Here is a 15,339-nt window from a genome sequence, read left to right as displayed (position 1 = left end):
GAGCGCACGTGTGGTGCGCCCGAGGCGGAGGGGGTTCGCATGGCGAGCAGCAGTGTGTCCAGGGGGAGTTGGAGAGCCGCGGCGGTCGTCGTGGCCGCGCTGGTCGGGAGCGCGTTGGTTCCCGCTGGTCCAGCGGCCGCCGTACACGGCGGTGTGCCAGGTGACTTCAACGGTGACGGATACCGGGACGCCGTCCTGCCCGCACCCGGTGCGAACGTCGCCGGCAAGGAGGCGGCCGGTGCCGTCGTCGTGCTGTACGGGTCGTCGACAGGGCTCGCCACGGCCCGGCGCAAGACGCTCACGCAGAACACGTCCGGGATTCCGGGCACGGCTGAGGCGTACGACCGTTTCGGCGCCGCCACCGCCACGGAGGACCTGAACCGGGACGGGTACGCCGACCTGGTGATCTCGTCTCCCTACGAGGACACGACGAAGGGCACCAACTCGGGGACGGTGACGGTGGTTTGGGGCAGCAAGAGCGGTTTGGCGGGCGGGACGGACCTGCCGACGCCGTCGAGTGACCCGACGTACTACGGACTCGATCTCGCCGCGCTGAGCGGCGGATCGGGGGGCAAAACACAGGTGTTGGTCGGCGGATACGACGGTTCCGCGCTCTTCCAAGGCTCGTTCAGCCGCAGCGGCAGCTTCGGCTCGCGCACCTTCAACGAGGACATCGCGTCCCTGGAGTCCGTGGCGCTCGGCGACCTCAACGGCGACAGCACGCCGGACCAGGTCCGCATCACCACCCGCCTGAGCGGGCTGACGGGCGGCGAGATCTACACGACCCCCGCCTCCGGGGAAGCCTTCCAGCAAGGCAACGGCCTCATCTCCGCCACCGGCGACCTCAACGGCGACGGCTACGCGGACCTCGTCGTCGGCGACCCGGACGAGCCCGAAGTCGCGGGCGTGGACGGGGCGTTGGGCGGCCGGGTCTCCGTCTGGTACGGGTCGGCCACCGGCATCGCGGCGAACGCCACCCCGGTCCACCTCACGCAGAACACCTCAGGCGTGCCGGACACGAGCGAGAAGTACGACGCGTTCGGCGGTGCGGTGGCCGTGGCCGACCTCAACGGGGACGGGCTCGCGGACATCGTGGTCGGCACGCCGTACGAAAGCACCGGCGGCAAGAAGCGAGCCGGCCGCGTCACGGTGATCCCGGGTCGCGCCTCGGGTGCCCTGGGCACCGGCTCGTACTCCTTCACCCAGGACACTTCAGGTGTGCCCAGCGCTTCCGAGACCGACGACTTCTTCGGTACGACGGTCTCGGTGGGGGACGTGAACAAGAACAACAAGCCGGAGTTGTTCATCGGCGCCTCGGGCGAGAACAACTCCACGGGCGCGGTCTTCGTTCTCCCCGGCGGCTCCACCCGCCCGACGGGCACCGGCAGCAAGGTGATCACGGGACCGGCCGTCGGCCTCAAGCAGCAGAGCGGCACGCTGCTGGGCGGCGAGGGCCTGCTCTGGGTGATCTGAACATGGCGAGGGCGCCCGGGACTTGATGTCCCGGGCGCCCTCGCGCACGTACAAGTGACTGCTTACCGGTGACTACGACGCTGATGCCGACGCCGTGGCGCCCGGCACGGTGTCCGTGCTGTCGTGGGTCTCGTCCGGGGCGACGCCCATCGTGATGGAGCCGATGACGCCCTTGGCGATGTTCTTCTTGTTGTACTTCAGCTTGAGGAGACCACCGGTGGTGCCGGACTGGTCGTAGATGGTGTCCTCGGTGAGCGTGGTACGCGTCGTCGTCGAGGTCGAGTACGGGTCGACCTCGGCGGAGGCGAGGACGGACTCCTCGTCGAAGAAGAACTGGCCGGTGTGGCAGGTGTGGCCGCCCTCGTAGCCGGCGTCGGTCCACTCGCCGTCCACGTGCACCTTGGTGTGGATGTGGACACAGCGGCCCTGGTACCAGCCCGGGAAGATCGTCTTGAAGGTGACGACACCCTGCTTGTCGGTCTTCCACGTGCCGCGCAGGTAACGCTCGTCGTCGGTCGGCTCCTGGTGGCCGCCACCGGTACCGCCGGAGGGCGCGCCGGACGGGGGCTCACCCGTCGGGGTACCGGTCGGCGTGCCCGAGGGGGCGTCGGTCGGGGCGGTGCCGCCGCCGCCCGTGGACGAGTCCTCGTAGCCGGAGTAGATACCCAGGGCGTCGCAGTGCCAGATGTCGACGGCCGCGTTCTTCAGCGGCTTGCACGTCTCGGCGTCGATCACCTTGAGACGGAGGGTCAGCGGAATGCCCTCCTTGTCCTCGGTGATGTCGGTGCGGAGCTTGTCGGCGTCGATGTAGTACGGCCCCTCGGTGGTTTCCGAGGTGAGCGTGTAGCAGGCCTCGCCGGCACTCGCGGAGGAACTGGCGGAAGCCTTCGCGCCGTCCTGGCTCGCACTGGCGGACGCGGCGATCGCACCACCGACACCCACGGCGGCCACAGCCGCTCCACCTGCGACGACGACCTTGCGCCGCGTCATGTTCCGCTTATGGGCCGGTCCTTGGTTCTGGTTTCCCGTCATGATCAAGAAGCTAGGTAAGAGGACTGTCAGGACCATGGGAAAGCACTGTGGATTTCCATGAGAGTGCAAAAGACGCCCGAAATATACGACGTTTTCGAGCCCGTTCTGATAATGGAATTAGGCAAGGCTTTCCTTATCTGACCATGGCATTGCTGGTTTGGACGTTTTGCCGTCATGGGGGTGACGGGTGGGGCGGAGCGGACGGGGCGGCGCTGGACAACAGCGTCGAGAACGGCGACCCCGAGCAGGGCTGAAGCGGGAGCTCGGCTTTATGTAGACTCAATCTACGTAGAACGAATCTACATACCTGGGGAGTCCCCCATGCCCACCCCTTTCGTCGGCCGTCAGACCGAGCTGGCCCTCCTCCGCAAGCGCCTCGCCCGCGTCTCCGCGGACACCACTGGCGTGGCCGTGGCCATACGGGGCCGGAGGCAGGTGGGAAAGTCACGGCTCGTGCAGGAGTTCTGCGACAGCGCCGAGCTGCCGTACGTCTTCTTCACCGCGACCAAGGGTGCCTCCCCCCTGGAAGCAATCGCCGACTTCACTGCGGAGCTCAGGGAGTCGTCCCTCCCCACCGCCCCCGAGCTGGTGCCGACGACCGCCCCCACAAACTGGCCGGACGCCCTCCGGATGCTCGCCGCCGCCCTGCCCGCCTCGCCCAGCATCGTCGTCCTCGACGAACTGCCCTGGCTCGCCGAGCAGGACCCCGTATTCGACGGCGCCCTCCAGACGGCCTGGGACAGGCTGCTGGCCGGCAGACCCGTGCTCCTGCTACTGCTCGGCAGCGACCTGCACATGATGGAGCGTTTCACGGCCTACGACCGCCCCTTCTACGGGCGGGCCGACAGCCTCGTCCTCGGCCCGCTCAATCCCGCCGAGACCGGAGACGCGCTGGGGCTGGACGGCGCCGACGCCATCGACGCCCATCTCGTGTCCGGCGGCCTGCCGGGCATCCTGCGTGCCTGGCCGCACGCCACACCGGCGCTCGACTTCATCAAGGCCGAGTGCGCCGACCCGGCCTCGCCGCTCTTCGGGGTGCCGGAGGCGGCGCTCATGGCCGAGTTCCCGGCACCCGACCAGTCACGCCGGGTTCTGGAGGCCGTGGGGAGCGGAGACCGTACGCACGCGAACATCGCCGCGACCGCGGGCAGCCAGAGCGGTGCGCTGCCCTCCGGGATACTGTCCCCATTGCTGAAGCGCCTGACCGTCGAGAAGCGGGTGCTCGCCGCGGACTCGCCACTGTCCACCAGCCCCGGAAAACCCGCCCTCTATCGCGTGGCCGACAGCAACCTTCGGCTCTACCTGGCCGCGACGCGATCCGCGCAGGAACTGTCCAGGCGCGGGCGCCCCGAAGCCGCCTACCGGATCGTGGAGCGACGTTGGGCGGCCTGGCGGGGACGAGCCGTCGAGCCCCTGATCCGTGAGGCGCTGGAACTGGCCGCAGCGGCTTCCGAGGATTTCCCCTGGCCCGACACCGAGGTCGTCGGCGGCTGGTGGAACCGTCAGTTCTCGCCGGAGATCGACCTGATCGGCGCGGACCGCGCCCCCGTCGCCGGGACCCTGCACTTCGCCGGCTCGGTGAAGTGGCTGACCTCGCCGTTCGACCAGCATGACCTGAACGCCCTACGGGCCGGCGCCGCCGAGGTTCCCGGATTCAGTCCGGGCAGCACCGGCCTCACGGTCGTGTCCCTCTCGGGCACCACCCGCGCGGTGTCCGACAGGGCTGTCGATCTGGTGTGGGGTGCGAGGGATGTGGTCGCGGCGTGGCGGTCGTAGGGCTGGACCGGCGCCCCAGGCATCTCCTGGCACGGCCTCATGTCCCTTAGAACGTCCGGGACTTCACGATCTCGGGCGCTGTTACCCGCATCCTGTGAAGGAGGGCGGCGAGGGCGGCAGGAGCGGCGTTGAGTATTCGCTCGGGGTCGTCGCTCTCGCGCAGAAGCGACGTGCCGGCATCTTGCGCGAGTTCGATGCAAGAGTTGCCGTCGGCGCCGCCGGAGAAGGATGACTTCTGCCACTCGATCACGGTCACAGCTCCTTTTCCAGGCGGTGGATGTACGCCTTCGACCGGACCGGGTCGAGGGCTGCCGACTCCACCCTATGGAGAAGTGTTCGCATGGAGGCAAGTTGGGCGGCGGCATCCACGAAGGCCGAGCCGTAAGGCGTGTCGCGGTGAACGGTGTCCAGCGCCGGGACAGGACCGCCCGCGTAGATCAGCGCAGTACTCGCTCCGCCGAAGCCGTCCACGTCGAAGGGGATCACCCGGACTGTGATGTTGGGGCGCTCCACCAGGAGCAGGATTTCTTGGAGTTGCGCCCGAGCCACCGCGCGATCCGCGACACGCGTACGCAGCACGGACTCGTGCAGAACCGCCGTGTACGGAGCCGCCTCATCCCGCGTGAGTACGGTTCGGCGGCGCATGCGGTGTGCCACCCGCGGCCCCAGTTCGCTTTCCGGGAGTTCCGGCCGCCAGTAGGCGAACACCGCCCGCGCGTAGGCCTCGGTCTGGAGCACACCCGGAACGTGCGCGGTGGCGATTTCCTGGATGAACGTCGCGTGGTGCTCCAACTCCGCCAAGTCCAGGAAGGCGGGCGGCAGTACACCCCGATACTCCTCCCACCATCCACCGGTACGTTCCGCCGCCATCTGCGCGAGAGCTTCGATCAACTCCGAGTCCGTGCAGGCGTAGTGAGCCGCCAGCCGCCGTACTCGCTCACCGGTGATCCCCGCGTTGCCGGCCTCGAACTGACTCATCTGGGCTGGAGCCACGCCCAGCAGCCCCGCTGCCTCCCTGGACGACATGCCCGCCGTCTCCCGTAGTTTCCGCAGCTCAACGCCGAGGCGCACCTGGCGAGCGGTTGGCTGAATCCTGGCGGGCATTCGACTCCCAGTTCCCAATTGCGCCGGTCTCGGGCGGGGTTGGACGTCCCCGATCGGGTGCCAGATTACTGGAACGACTTGCGGACGCTAAATATTTAGCCCTACCTTCAGTGATGCGACGCACACCCTGCGAAATCCCGGGACCCCGGAAGCGCACCGCACCGCCATGCCATGACGGACGCGACAGAGCCACCGCCCGCCAATCCGCAGACCAGCCCAACCCAGCTCCGCGCAACCCAACTCCCCCTCCCTGACCAGGAGTCACCCATGCCCGAACCCTGGGAGTACACCCTGTACATCCCCAACGACCTCCGAGCCGTGCCGATCTGCCGCCGCACCCTCCGGATGATCCTCGCCGCCCACGGTCTCCCCCACCTCACCGAAGCCGCCGAACTCCTGGCGACCGAGCTGATCACCAACGCCGTACAGCACACGACGGGCCCCGCGGCCATAAGGCTCCGCGCGGAAGGCACCGCCCTGCGGATCGGCGTCTGGGACTCGGACCCGACACCGCCCCGCCCGGCCCAACACCCCGCCCCGGACGCCGAGTCGGGCCGCGGCCTCGCCCTGGTCGGAAGCTGCGCGGACACCTGGGGCTGGGTTCCGCAGCGGGATGTCAAGAACATCGTCGGCACCGGCAAGTACGTCTGGTGCGAACTGACCGCCGCGGCCTGAACGTTCCTTCGCCCCTCGAAAGAGTGAACGTACCGAATCGGCCGGACAGCCTGGCCCTTGATCCACCTAGGTTGCGCACATGGTCACATCAGCTCACGAGGGCATGCACCGCATCTTCCAGGAGCGGCCCGAGATCCTGGCTCCCGTGTTCGGGGTGCTGGGCGTCCCGTTATCCGCGAAGGCGACCGTAGATGCCGTCACCACGGACGTGACGGAGTCCCGGCCGCTGGAACGGCGAGTGGACACCGCACTGCGCATCGGCCCGTCCGACGGCGACGACTTCCTGCTCGCCATCGAGGCGCAGTCGGGCAAGAACGAGGACAAGGCGTCGAGTTGGGCGTACTACGTCGCCTACCTCCAGGCGAAGTACCGCCTGCCCGTGCTGCTGCTCGTGGTCTGTCAGGACAGGGCCACGGCCAAGTGGGCGGCAGGCCCCTTCGACTGCGGCACGCGCGGCTGGACGGCCCTGCGGGTGTATCCACTGGTCGCCGGGCCGGACAACCTACCGGTGATCACCGATCCCCGGACCGCGGCGAAGAATCTCGCACTGGCCGCACTCTCCGCCTTGGCACACGCCGGCCGCCCCGACTGCGGCGCCATACTGGAAGCAATCGGCAGCGCCCTCCAGGAACTCCGGGAAACGGACCCCGAGACCGCCGGATACTTCTTCGAGTTCTTGGAAATCACCCTGGGTAAGACCCCAGCCGGAGAGAAATGGAAGGAAATCATGGGTTTCGTCAGCTACTTCCCCGGCCGGGGGACGGTTCGTGAAACCGCCTACCTGGAAGGCAAGGCGGAGGGCAAGGCAGAAGGTCAGGCCCAAGACCGTGCCTCGTTGATCCTGCGCGTGCTGGAGAAGCACGGCATTTCCGTCCCCGAGGACACACGGGAGCGCATCACCTCGTGCACCGACCTCGACACCCTCGCCCTCTGGTTCGACCGCTCCCTGACGGCTACGGAGGCCGAGGACCTGTTCGCCGAGGACCCGGAGGACCCGGAGCCCAGTCCTGAACAGGCCTGAACAGGCCTGAACATTGACCGACCAGCAAGACGACCAGTCAGGCGACCAACAGGACGAACCGCCCGAGTTACTCGACCTCTTCCGGTTCTCGTGGACATGCCTCGCGCTGGGCATCCCCCAGGAGAAGGTGGCCGGTGACTTCCTGTTCGGGCTGGAGGGTCTCAGGCAGCGCGGGGTTCTTCGCATTGAGGACCTGGCCCGGGTGCGCGCCAGCGAGGTGGCGGAGAGCGAGGAAGATCGCGCGCAATGGGCCGCGGGCTTCGCCTCCGGGTATCTCTCGGCCTGGGCCGCAGCGGTCCTGCGCATCCCGGACACACGCGGCATCGAGTACTCCAAGCATCTCTTCCGAGGCCTCAACCTGTGCCCCGACGCGGACGCGCTCACCCGTTTCGTCGACCGAGCCGTCACCGCCACCGACGTGATGGATCTGTTCGCCGAACCGTCGGAACACGCCTGACGAAAGGACGAGACGCCCGGAACTCCACGGCCCCGGGCGCCCCTCGTTCACGTACGGAGGCCTACGATGCCGAAGCCGAAGGAGTCGCCGAAGCACCCGGCGGCGTATCCGTGCTGTCGTGTGTCTCGTCCGGCGCCACCCCCATCGTCAGGTGGGCGTGGACGCCCCGGGCGATGTGGCGCTTGTCGTAGCGGAGATGGAGCAGGCCGCCCTCGGCGCCGTTGTCCGGGTAGATCGTGTCCTCGTCGAGGGTTGTACGCGTCGCGGTGTTCGTGGAGTACGGCTCCACCTCGGCCGACGCCAGGACCGACTCCTCGTCGAAGAACAGCTGGCCCGTATGGCAGGTGTGGCCGCCCTCGTAGCCGGCGTCCGTCCAGGTGCCGTCGACGTGGACCTTGACGTGGATGTGCACGCAACGGCCCCGGTACCAGCCCGGGAACACGGTCCGGAAGACGACGTGACCGTGTTTGTCCGTGCGCCAGGTGCCCCGTAGATAGCGCTCGTCGTCGGTCGGCTCCTGGTGGCCGCCGCCTCCGCCCGGGGGCGGGCCGGTGGGTGCGTCCGTAGGCGCAACCGTGGGGGCGTCGGTCGGCGGAGTTCCGCCACCGCCGCCTCCGTTGCCCATGTCCTCGTAGCCCGAGTAGACGCCCAGCGCCGAGCAGTGCCAGATGTCCACGGCGGCGTTGCGTACCGGTCGGCAGGTCTCCGCGTCGATCACCTTGAGCTTGAGGGTGAGGGGGATGCCCTCCTCGTCCTCGGTGACGTCCTGGCGGATCTTGTCGGCGTCGATGTAGTACGGGCCCTCGGTCGTCTCCGTGGTCAGGAGGTAGCAGGCCTCCGGGGTACCGGACGGGCTCAACGAGTCCAACGGTCTCGGACGACCCGCCGTCAAAGTCCCGGCCTCCGCGTTCGCCGCCAAGCCGGCCGCCAGGCCCGCCGCCGCGACCATCGCGCCGCCCGCGATGACGACCTTACGGCGCGTCAGTTCCCGTTCCGTTGCTGCCTGTTGGGGGGTATCAGTCATGGCCGTGGAGGCTATGAAGTGAACCTGTCAACGAACTGTGATTCGTGAGGGCCACATGAGAATGGCTCGGAATCGGTGTCGATTCCGAGCCACCCTCACGAACTCACGGCATCCGATTGACTACTTCGGCTGCGGCTTCCGCACCGACAAGTGCAGCTCCCTCAGCCGCGTCTCATCCAGCTCCGTCGGCGCCCCCATCATCAGATCCTGGGCGTTGCCGTTGAGCGGGAAGGCGATCGTCTCGCGGATGTTCGGCTCGTCGGCGAGGAGCATGACGATGCGGTCGACACCCGGCGCGATACCGCCGTGCGGCGGGGCGCCGAAGCGGAACGCCCGCAGCATGCCGGCGAACTTGTCCTCGACGGTGTCCCGGTCGTAGCCCGCGATCTCGAAGGCCTTGAGCATGATGTCGGGCTCGTGGTTCCGGATCGCGCCGGAGGAGAGCTCGACGCCGTTGCAGACGATGTCGTACTGCCAGCCCAGGATGTCCAGCGGGTCCTGGGTCTCCAGGGCCTCAAGACCGCCCTGCGGCATGGAGAACGGGTTGTGCGAGAAGTCGATCTTCCCCGTCTCCTCGTCCTTCTCGTACATCGGGAAGTCGACGATCCAGCAGAAGCGGAAGACGCCTTCCTCGAAGTGACCGGCGCGCTTCGCGGCCTCGACCCGCACCGCGCCCATGATCTTCGAGACCTCGTCGAACTCGCCCGCGCCGAAGAACACCGCGTGGCCGGGGGCCAGGGTAAGGCGCTTGGTCAGCTCCGCGACGTTGTCCTCGGTGAGGAACTTCGCGATCGGGCCCGTCAGCGAACCGTCCTCCGCGACCCGCACCCACGCCAGGCCCTTCGCGCCCAGCGTGACGGCGAAGTCGCCGAGCTGGTCGAAGAACTTCCGCGGCTGGCCGGAGACATCCGGCACCGCCAGCGCACGCACATGCTTGCCGGCGAAGGCCTTGAACTCCGAGCCCTCGAAGACGTCGGTGATGTCGACGAGCTCCAGCTGGGCCCGCAGGTCCGGCTTGTCGGAGCCGTACTTCAGCATCGACTCGCGGAACGGGATACGGGGGAAGGGGGACGTCACATGGCGTCCGCCGCCGAACTCCTCGAACAGCTCCGTCATCAGCTTCTCGACCGGCTGGAAGACGTCCTCCTGCTCGACGAAGCTCATCTCGATGTCGAGCTGGTAGAACTCGCCCGGCGAACGGTCCGCGCGCGCGTCCTCGTCGCGGAAACAGGGTGCGATCTGGAAGTAGCGGTCGAAGCCGGAGATCATCAGCAGCTGCTTGAACTGCTGCGGGGCCTGCGGCAGCGCGTAGAACTTGCCCGGGTGGACCCGGGAGGGAACGACGTAGTCGCGCGCGCCCTCGGGAGAGGTGGCGGACAGGATCGGCGTCGCCATCTCGTTGAAGCCGAGGGTCACCATCTTGTGGCGGATCGCCGAGATGACCGCCGTACGCAGCATGATGTTGCGGTGCATGCGCTCGCGGCGCAGGTCCAGGAAGCGGTACTCCAGGCGCCGCTCCTCGTTGACCCCGTCCTCGGTGTTGATCGTGAAGGGCAGCGGCTGGGCCGCGCCGAGCAGCTCGACCTCGCCGACCTCGACCTCGATCTCGCCGGTCGGCAGGTCCGGGTTCACGTTGTCTGTTCCACGTGAAACAACCGTGCCGTCTACACGGACCGTCGACTCCTTGGTGACCTTGTCGAGGGCCTCGTAGGCGGGGGTGCCCGGGCGGGCGACGAGCTGCGTGATGCCGTAGTGGTCGCGCAGATCGATGAAGAGGATGCCGCCCAGGTCGCGCCGATTGTGCAGCCAGCCGCTCAGCCGGACGTCGGTGCCGACGTCAGAGGCGCGGAGCTCGCCGCAGGTGTGGGACCTGTACCGATGCATCGTCGTTCATCCAGTCTTCGCGATCGGGGATCTCCGGGCGGGCAGAGCCCGGACCTCCCAAGGGTACCGGGCACCCCGAGATCGCCTCCCCACCATTAACCGCGGGCGGCCGAGGCCCGTCTTCGGTGGCACCCATCGATCACCTCTTCTTACAGTGGTCCAATGCGCACTGGTGAGCCTCTGCCCGCCGTGGGGGAGGTCCTCGCCGCCCTCGCGACCGGCCTGTGGCACTGGGACACCGCAACAGGCCTGGTCACCGTGGACGCCGAGGCGGCACGGCTGCTCGGGCTGCCCGCCCGGCAGACCACCCTCACGGAGGCCCAGACGCGCGCCCGGCTGAACCCGATCGACTGGAACGAGATCACCGGCGTGGTCGGCCTCGCCGTCGCGGAGGGCACCCTCGCCGAGGTGCGGATCCGGGTCATGGACGAGCGAGGCCGGGTGATCCGTACCGTCCGCAGCCGTTCCAAGCCGTCCTACGACACCGAGCGGCGGTCCTTCGAGCTGATCGGCACCCTGCAGGAGGTCACCGACGCGGCGCCTGGCACCCCGGCCGGGCGGACGGCCGTAACCGGGGACTGGCGGCGCTCCAGGGAGGCGTTCCTGCTGGACGCGGGCCGGGCGCTGGCCGAGGCGCGGTCCACGGCCGAGGTGCTGCGGGTCGCGGCCGGGCTGTCCATGCCGGGGTTTTCGCCGGACGGCCTCGCGGTCTTCGGCGTGGAGGCCGACCGGCTGACGATCATCGGCCACCACGGGCAGCAGCCCGGCGACGAGGGCCCCTTCTCGCACATGGCCCTGGCGACGGACTACCCGGCCGCCGAGGTGGTCCGCACGGGCCGCGCGGTCTACCTCTCCAGCCCCGGGGAGTACAAATCCCGCTACCCGGTCACCTGGCCGCTCGCCCAGCACTTCGGCCGCGAGTCCTGGGCGTTCCTGCCGCTGACGGTCGCAGGCCGCACGATGGGCGCCTGGATGGCGGCCTTCACCTACCCGGTCGCGTTCACGCCGGACGAGCGCTCGGTCCTGACGACGGTCGCCCGGATGCTCGCCCAGGCCCTCTCCCGCGCCGGAACGGCCGAGACGGAGCGCGAGCTCACCGACGGCCTCCAGCGCTCCATGCTCCCCACCCTCGGCCCCCGCATACCGGGAATGAGCGTCGCCGCACGCTACGTCCCCACCGGCGGCGGCCTCCAGGTCGGCGGCGACTGGTACGACATGATCCCGCTGCCCGGAGGCACCCCCTCCGGGGGCGGCCGTTTCGCGCTCGTCATGGGCGACGTACAGGGCCACGACGTCCGCGCGGCGGGCCTGATGGGCCAGCTCCGGATCGCGCTACGGGCGTACGCCTCGGAAGGCCACCGCCCGGACGCCGTCCTCTCCCGCGCCTCCCGCTTCCTGCACGGCGTCACCGACGACGGCGAGAATGCCGACCTGCGCTTCGCGACCTGCCTCTACGTCGAGGTCGACCCCGCGACCGGCCTCCTGGAGATCGCCCGCGCCGGCCACCCCGACCCCGCGATACGCATGGCGGACGGCACGGTGCTGGCCCGTCCCACCGCGGGCGGACTCCCCCTCGGCATCGACCCGGACGCCGACTACCCGACGACCCGGCTCACCCTGGAACCCGGCGAAACCATGCTGATCTGCACCGACGGCCTGATCGAGACCGGCGGCCACGACCTGGAGACCGGCTGGCAGCGCATCCGTACGATCCTCGAAGAGCACAAGGGCGACCTGGAGAAACTCGCCGACGCCCTGGTCCAGGCCGTCCACGGCCCCTCCTCCCACCACACCACCGGCCCACTGGCCGACCGCCGCGAGGACGACATAGCCGTACTGCTGCTGAGCCGGGAGGGCGACGGTTGCGGCTGCGGTGACACGGTGACGGTCCAGCAGGCACCGATACGGCGCACGATCCTCACGGTCGCCCAGGCCGAACCGGAACGCATAGCCGTGGCCCGCCAGCAACTCCGCGAACTCCTCCACGACTGGCCCAGCGACGACCAGATCGACTCGGCCGTCCTCCTGGTCTCCGAAATGCTCACCAACGTCCTCGTCCACACCGACGCCGACGCCCTCCTCCAAGCCCAGGTAGCGGGCGAGCCGGGCGCGAGACGCATGCGAGTCGAGGTCACGGACGTCAGCGACGACCTCCCCCACAAACGCCGCCCCGGCGAACTGGCCTCCTCCGGCCGCGGCCTGGTCCTCATCGAACTCCTCGCGGACACCTGGGGCGTGGACCCGCGGGGGGAGGGCAAGAGCATCTGGTTCGAGCTCTATGAGTCGGACGGGGCGGGGCCGGCAAGCGGTTCACAGCTGTCGTAGAAACACCGCTCGAAGAAGGCGGCCTTGCTGATGTGATCGTTCCTCTACGACCCGGAAGGCTCGGTCGGCGCGTAACGCGTACGAAGCTCATGTACGACCCCGAAGGCGGCCGCCGTCAACGGCACCGCCAGCAGCATCCCCAGGATTCCGGCCACGGACGCGCCCGCGGTGATCGCGAGCATGACCACCGCCGGATGCATCTGCACGGTTCGGCTGTGGACCATGGGCTGAAGCACATGCCCTTCCAGCACCTGCACGGCAAGCACCACCCCCAGCGCCCACAGGGCGATGACGAACCCCCGGTCGGCGAGCGCGACGAGTACGGCGACGGCGCCGGAGATGAAGGCGCCGAGATACGGAAGATAGGCCCCGATGAAGACGAGCGCCCCAAGCCCCACAACCCCCGGCACATCCAGAATCAGCAGCCCTACGGTGATGCAGATGGCGTCGATGAGGGCGATGAGGGTGGTCCCCCGCATGAACCCCTCGACACTTTCGTAGGCACGCCGGGCCATGGCCTCCACGATGTCACCGGTCGTGCGGGGAGCCATCGCGCGCAGGGCGCCGACAGCCCGATGTGAGTCGCGCAGGAAGAAGAAGACGAGCAGCAGCGCCAGTACGGCCATGGCGATGGCCTCGCCGACGACGCTGACCCCGCCGATGACGTTGGACACGGCCGTGCCGCCGAACTTGGTCAGCAGGTCCTTCGAGTTGGTGGCGAGGTCGTCGAGGGAGGTCCCGGCCGCCCCGAAGTTCTCGGTGAGCGACTTCGCCGCCTCCCTCAGCGAGGAGACGATCTGCTCCCCGGAGTCGATGAGCGCGGCCACGACGATGTAAACGGCCCCACCGACAACGGCGACCACGGCAACGCAGGTGAGCCCGGCGGCAACGGACCGATTGACCTTGGCCTGGACGAGCCGCCGGTACAGCGGCCCCAGCAGCGCGGTCCCGAGCAACGCCAGCAACACCGGCACCACGGCCGTCCGCAACTCCCCGCACAACACGACCCCGACCCACCCGACGCCGGCGACGAGCAGAACGACGGCGCACCAGGCCGCGAACCGGCGGACGGGGTCGGGGAGAAGGTGCACGGCCCCACCTGATCATGCGTCAGACGGAGTGTCGCCTCAGGAGGGCCGAAAGGGGGAGCCAGCGGCGGGCCGGAGCGCCGATGATGGAGGCATGGCGACCGTCATCACTGAGATTCCCGGCCCCAAAGGCCTCCCCATCCTCGGCTCGGCGCTCGACATGCGGCGTGACGCGCTGGGGGTCTTCCTCCGTGCGCGGCGGGAGCACGGCGACGTGGTCCGTATCCACGCGGGCCCGCCCGGACTCCGTACCGTCATCCACTGCGTGTTCTCCGCCGAGGGCGCCCAGCAGGTACTGGCCTCCCAAGCCGCCAACTTCCGCAAGGACAACCAGTTCTACGAGGAACTGCGCCAGTCGGCCGGCAACGGCCTGCTCACCAGCCAGGACGCCGACTATCTGCGCCAACGCCGCCTGATCCAGCCGCTGTTCACCAAGCGGAGGGTGGACAGCTACGCGAGCGCGATCACCCTGGAGGCCGCCGCCACGGTGGAGCGCTGGCGCACGCGGCCCGAGGTGGACGTCGTACGCGAGATGGACCGACTCGCCCTGCGCACCGTCTCGCGCATCCTCTTCGGCGCCGACGTCGAGGCCGCCGTAGACGTCATCCACGACAACTTCCCGGTCGTCAACGCCTATGTGACGCGGCGCGGTTACTCACCCCTCAACCCACCCCGCACCTGGCCCACCCCGGCCAACCGCCGGGCCGAGGCGGCAACGCGCGCGGTATACGCGGTCTGCGACCGAATCATCGCCGAGCGCCGAGCCAAGGGCGACCCGGGCGGCGACGACCTGCTCTCGTTGCTCGCGGTAGCGAACAGCGAGGAGGACGGCAGCCTCGACGCGACGGAAATCCGCGACCAGGTCCTGGTGTTCCTGGTGGCGGGCCATGAGACGACGGCGACGTCCATGGCGTTCGCGTTGCACCTGCTGGCCCGGCACCCGGAGGCAAGGGCGCGGGCACACGAGGAGGTCGACGGACTGCCGGCCGGCAGCGGCACCTCGGCCGCCGACCTTGCCCAACTCCCGTATCTGACCATGGTGTTGAAGGAGGCAATGCGGCTGTACCCGGCCGCCCCGGTGGTGGGCCGCCGCTCGGTCGATCCCGCCGAGATCGACGGCCACCTCATCCCCGCCGGCGCCGACGTACTGGTCCTCCCCTGGGTGACCCACCGCCACCCGGACCTCTGGTCCAACCCGGAACACTTCGACCCAACCCGCTTCACCCCCGAACGCGAAGCGGCCCGCCACCGCTACGCCTGGTTCCCCTTCGGCGGCGGCCCCCGGGCCTGCATCGGCCAGCACTTCTCGATGCTGGAGTCGGTACTGGCCCTGGCGGCCCTCCTCCGCTCCTACGACCTCCACGCGGTGGACACCGAGGTCCCCCTGTCCGCCGGAATCACCCTCCAGGCGACGGGTCCGGCACGGGTGCGGCTGACGCCGCGAGGGAGTGTTCATCCCTGAAGTCAGCAATACCGAAGA

The 15,339-nt window shown here is 69.0% G+C and carries 13 protein-coding genes; 7 read left to right on the top strand and 6 right to left on the bottom strand.

From position 1 onward, the window contains the following. Window positions 1-39: 39 nt before the first annotated feature. Window positions 40-1,473, top strand: a complete 1,434-nt coding sequence (locus tag AC5DRG_RS27480) for an FG-GAP-like repeat-containing protein (RefSeq protein ID WP_491802114.1) — start codon at window positions 40-42, stop codon at window positions 1,471-1,473. A 72-nt stretch (window positions 1,474-1,545) separates the two neighbouring features. On the opposite strand, the gene AC5DRG_RS27475 is transcribed toward AC5DRG_RS27480, so the two are convergent. Continuing rightward, window positions 1,546-2,505 carry an intradiol ring-cleavage dioxygenase gene (locus AC5DRG_RS27475; RefSeq protein ID WP_491802113.1) on the bottom strand — a complete coding sequence of 320 codons (960 nt, stop codon included), beginning with the start codon at window positions 2,503-2,505 and terminating at the stop codon, window positions 1,546-1,548. Window positions 2,506-2,826: 321 nt separating this feature from the next. Between AC5DRG_RS27475 and AC5DRG_RS27470 the strand changes: the two genes are divergently transcribed. After that, window positions 2,827-4,281, top strand: a complete 1,455-nt coding sequence (locus tag AC5DRG_RS27470) for an AAA family ATPase (RefSeq protein WP_491802112.1) — start codon at window positions 2,827-2,829, stop codon at window positions 4,279-4,281. A 46-nt stretch (window positions 4,282-4,327) separates the two neighbouring features. Here AC5DRG_RS27470 and AC5DRG_RS27465 read toward each other — a convergent pair whose 3' ends face one another. Together AC5DRG_RS27465 and AC5DRG_RS27460 are read right to left on the bottom strand one after the other, a co-directional pair. Next, the gene (locus AC5DRG_RS27465; RefSeq protein ID WP_491802111.1) at window positions 4,328-4,537 is read right to left on the bottom strand and encodes a DUF397 domain-containing protein; all 210 of its coding nucleotides are present in this window, start codon (window positions 4,535-4,537) and stop codon (window positions 4,328-4,330) included. Continuing rightward, a complete protein-coding gene (locus AC5DRG_RS27460; protein WP_491802110.1) occupies window positions 4,534-5,385 on the bottom strand; it encodes a helix-turn-helix domain-containing protein in 852 nt (283 codons plus the stop codon). Before AC5DRG_RS27460 ends, AC5DRG_RS27465 begins: the two co-directional genes overlap by 4 nt. Before the next feature lie 267 nt (window positions 5,386-5,652). Here AC5DRG_RS27460 and AC5DRG_RS27455 point away from each other — a divergent pair, with 267 nt between their 5' ends. The 3 genes from AC5DRG_RS27455 to AC5DRG_RS27445 all read left to right on the top strand — a co-directional run bounded on the left by AC5DRG_RS27455 (window position 5,653) and on the right by AC5DRG_RS27445 (window position 7,538). Continuing rightward, window positions 5,653-6,060 carry an ATP-binding protein gene (locus AC5DRG_RS27455; protein WP_491802109.1) on the top strand — a complete coding sequence of 136 codons (408 nt, stop codon included), beginning with the start codon at window positions 5,653-5,655 and terminating at the stop codon, window positions 6,058-6,060. A 79-nt stretch (window positions 6,061-6,139) separates the two neighbouring features. Then, entirely contained in the window at window positions 6,140-7,081 is a 942-nt protein-coding gene (locus AC5DRG_RS27450) for an RpnC/YadD family protein (RefSeq protein ID WP_491802108.1), read from the top strand. 13 nt (window positions 7,082-7,094) lie between these two features. Next, window positions 7,095-7,538, top strand: a complete 444-nt coding sequence (locus tag AC5DRG_RS27445) for a hypothetical protein (RefSeq protein WP_491802107.1) — start codon at window positions 7,095-7,097, stop codon at window positions 7,536-7,538. 61 nt (window positions 7,539-7,599) lie between these two features. On the opposite strand, the gene AC5DRG_RS27440 is transcribed toward AC5DRG_RS27445, so the two are convergent. Both AC5DRG_RS27440 and aspS read right to left on the bottom strand, forming a co-directional pair. Next, on the bottom strand, window positions 7,600-8,562 hold the full coding sequence (locus AC5DRG_RS27440; protein ID WP_491802106.1) for an intradiol ring-cleavage dioxygenase: 963 nt from the start codon (window positions 8,560-8,562) through the stop codon (window positions 7,600-7,602). Window positions 8,563-8,682: 120 nt separating this feature from the next. Next, window positions 8,683-10,446, bottom strand: coding sequence for an aspartate--tRNA ligase (gene aspS, locus AC5DRG_RS27435; RefSeq protein ID WP_491802105.1), 1,764 nt, complete (start codon window positions 10,444-10,446; stop codon window positions 8,683-8,685). A gap of 162 nt (window positions 10,447-10,608) precedes the next feature. Here aspS and AC5DRG_RS27430 point away from each other — a divergent pair, with 162 nt between their 5' ends. Continuing rightward, complete coding sequence (locus AC5DRG_RS27430; RefSeq protein ID WP_491802104.1) at window positions 10,609-12,771, top strand: ATP-binding SpoIIE family protein phosphatase; 2,163 nt, start codon at window positions 10,609-10,611, stop codon at window positions 12,769-12,771. Between the two features lie 44 nt (window positions 12,772-12,815). Here the strand turns inward: AC5DRG_RS27430 and AC5DRG_RS27425 are convergent, their stop codons facing one another. Then, window positions 12,816-13,862, bottom strand: coding sequence for an AI-2E family transporter (locus tag AC5DRG_RS27425; RefSeq protein WP_491802103.1), 1,047 nt, complete (start codon window positions 13,860-13,862; stop codon window positions 12,816-12,818). Window positions 13,863-13,953: 91 nt separating this feature from the next. Here AC5DRG_RS27425 and AC5DRG_RS27420 point away from each other — a divergent pair, with 91 nt between their 5' ends. Next, on the top strand, window positions 13,954-15,321 hold the full coding sequence (locus AC5DRG_RS27420; RefSeq protein ID WP_491802102.1) for a cytochrome P450: 1,368 nt from the start codon (window positions 13,954-13,956) through the stop codon (window positions 15,319-15,321). Window positions 15,322-15,339 lie beyond the last annotated feature (18 nt).

The sequence above is a fragment of the Streptomyces sp. JLBG701 genome, from assembly GCF_058544905.1.
The sequence above is the reverse complement of the archived record's forward strand: the minus strand, read 5'-3'. Positions and strand labels throughout refer to the sequence as shown.

Excerpts from the sequence above, each read along its gene's own strand:
- AC5DRG_RS27480 (WP_491802114.1), top strand. The coding sequence starts at position 40 with ATGGCGAGCAGCAGTGTGTCCAGGGGGAGTTGGAGAGCCGCGGCGGTC.
- AC5DRG_RS27475 (WP_491802113.1), bottom strand. The coding sequence starts at position 2,505 with ATGACGGGAAACCAGAACCAAGGACCGGCCCATAAGCGGAACATGACG.
- AC5DRG_RS27470 (WP_491802112.1), top strand. The coding sequence starts at position 2,827 with ATGCCCACCCCTTTCGTCGGCCGTCAGACCGAGCTGGCCCTCCTCCGC.
- AC5DRG_RS27460 (WP_491802110.1), bottom strand. The coding sequence starts at position 5,385 with ATGCCCGCCAGGATTCAGCCAACCGCTCGCCAGGTGCGCCTCGGCGTT.
- AC5DRG_RS27455 (WP_491802109.1), top strand. The coding sequence starts at position 5,653 with ATGCCCGAACCCTGGGAGTACACCCTGTACATCCCCAACGACCTCCGA.
- AC5DRG_RS27450 (WP_491802108.1), top strand. The coding sequence starts at position 6,140 with ATGGTCACATCAGCTCACGAGGGCATGCACCGCATCTTCCAGGAGCGG.
- AC5DRG_RS27440 (WP_491802106.1), bottom strand. The coding sequence starts at position 8,562 with ATGACTGATACCCCCCAACAGGCAGCAACGGAACGGGAACTGACGCGC.
- aspS (WP_491802105.1), bottom strand. The coding sequence starts at position 10,446 with ATGCATCGGTACAGGTCCCACACCTGCGGCGAGCTCCGCGCCTCTGAC.
- AC5DRG_RS27430 (WP_491802104.1), top strand. The coding sequence starts at position 10,609 with ATGCGCACTGGTGAGCCTCTGCCCGCCGTGGGGGAGGTCCTCGCCGCC.
- AC5DRG_RS27420 (WP_491802102.1), top strand. The coding sequence starts at position 13,954 with ATGGCGACCGTCATCACTGAGATTCCCGGCCCCAAAGGCCTCCCCATC.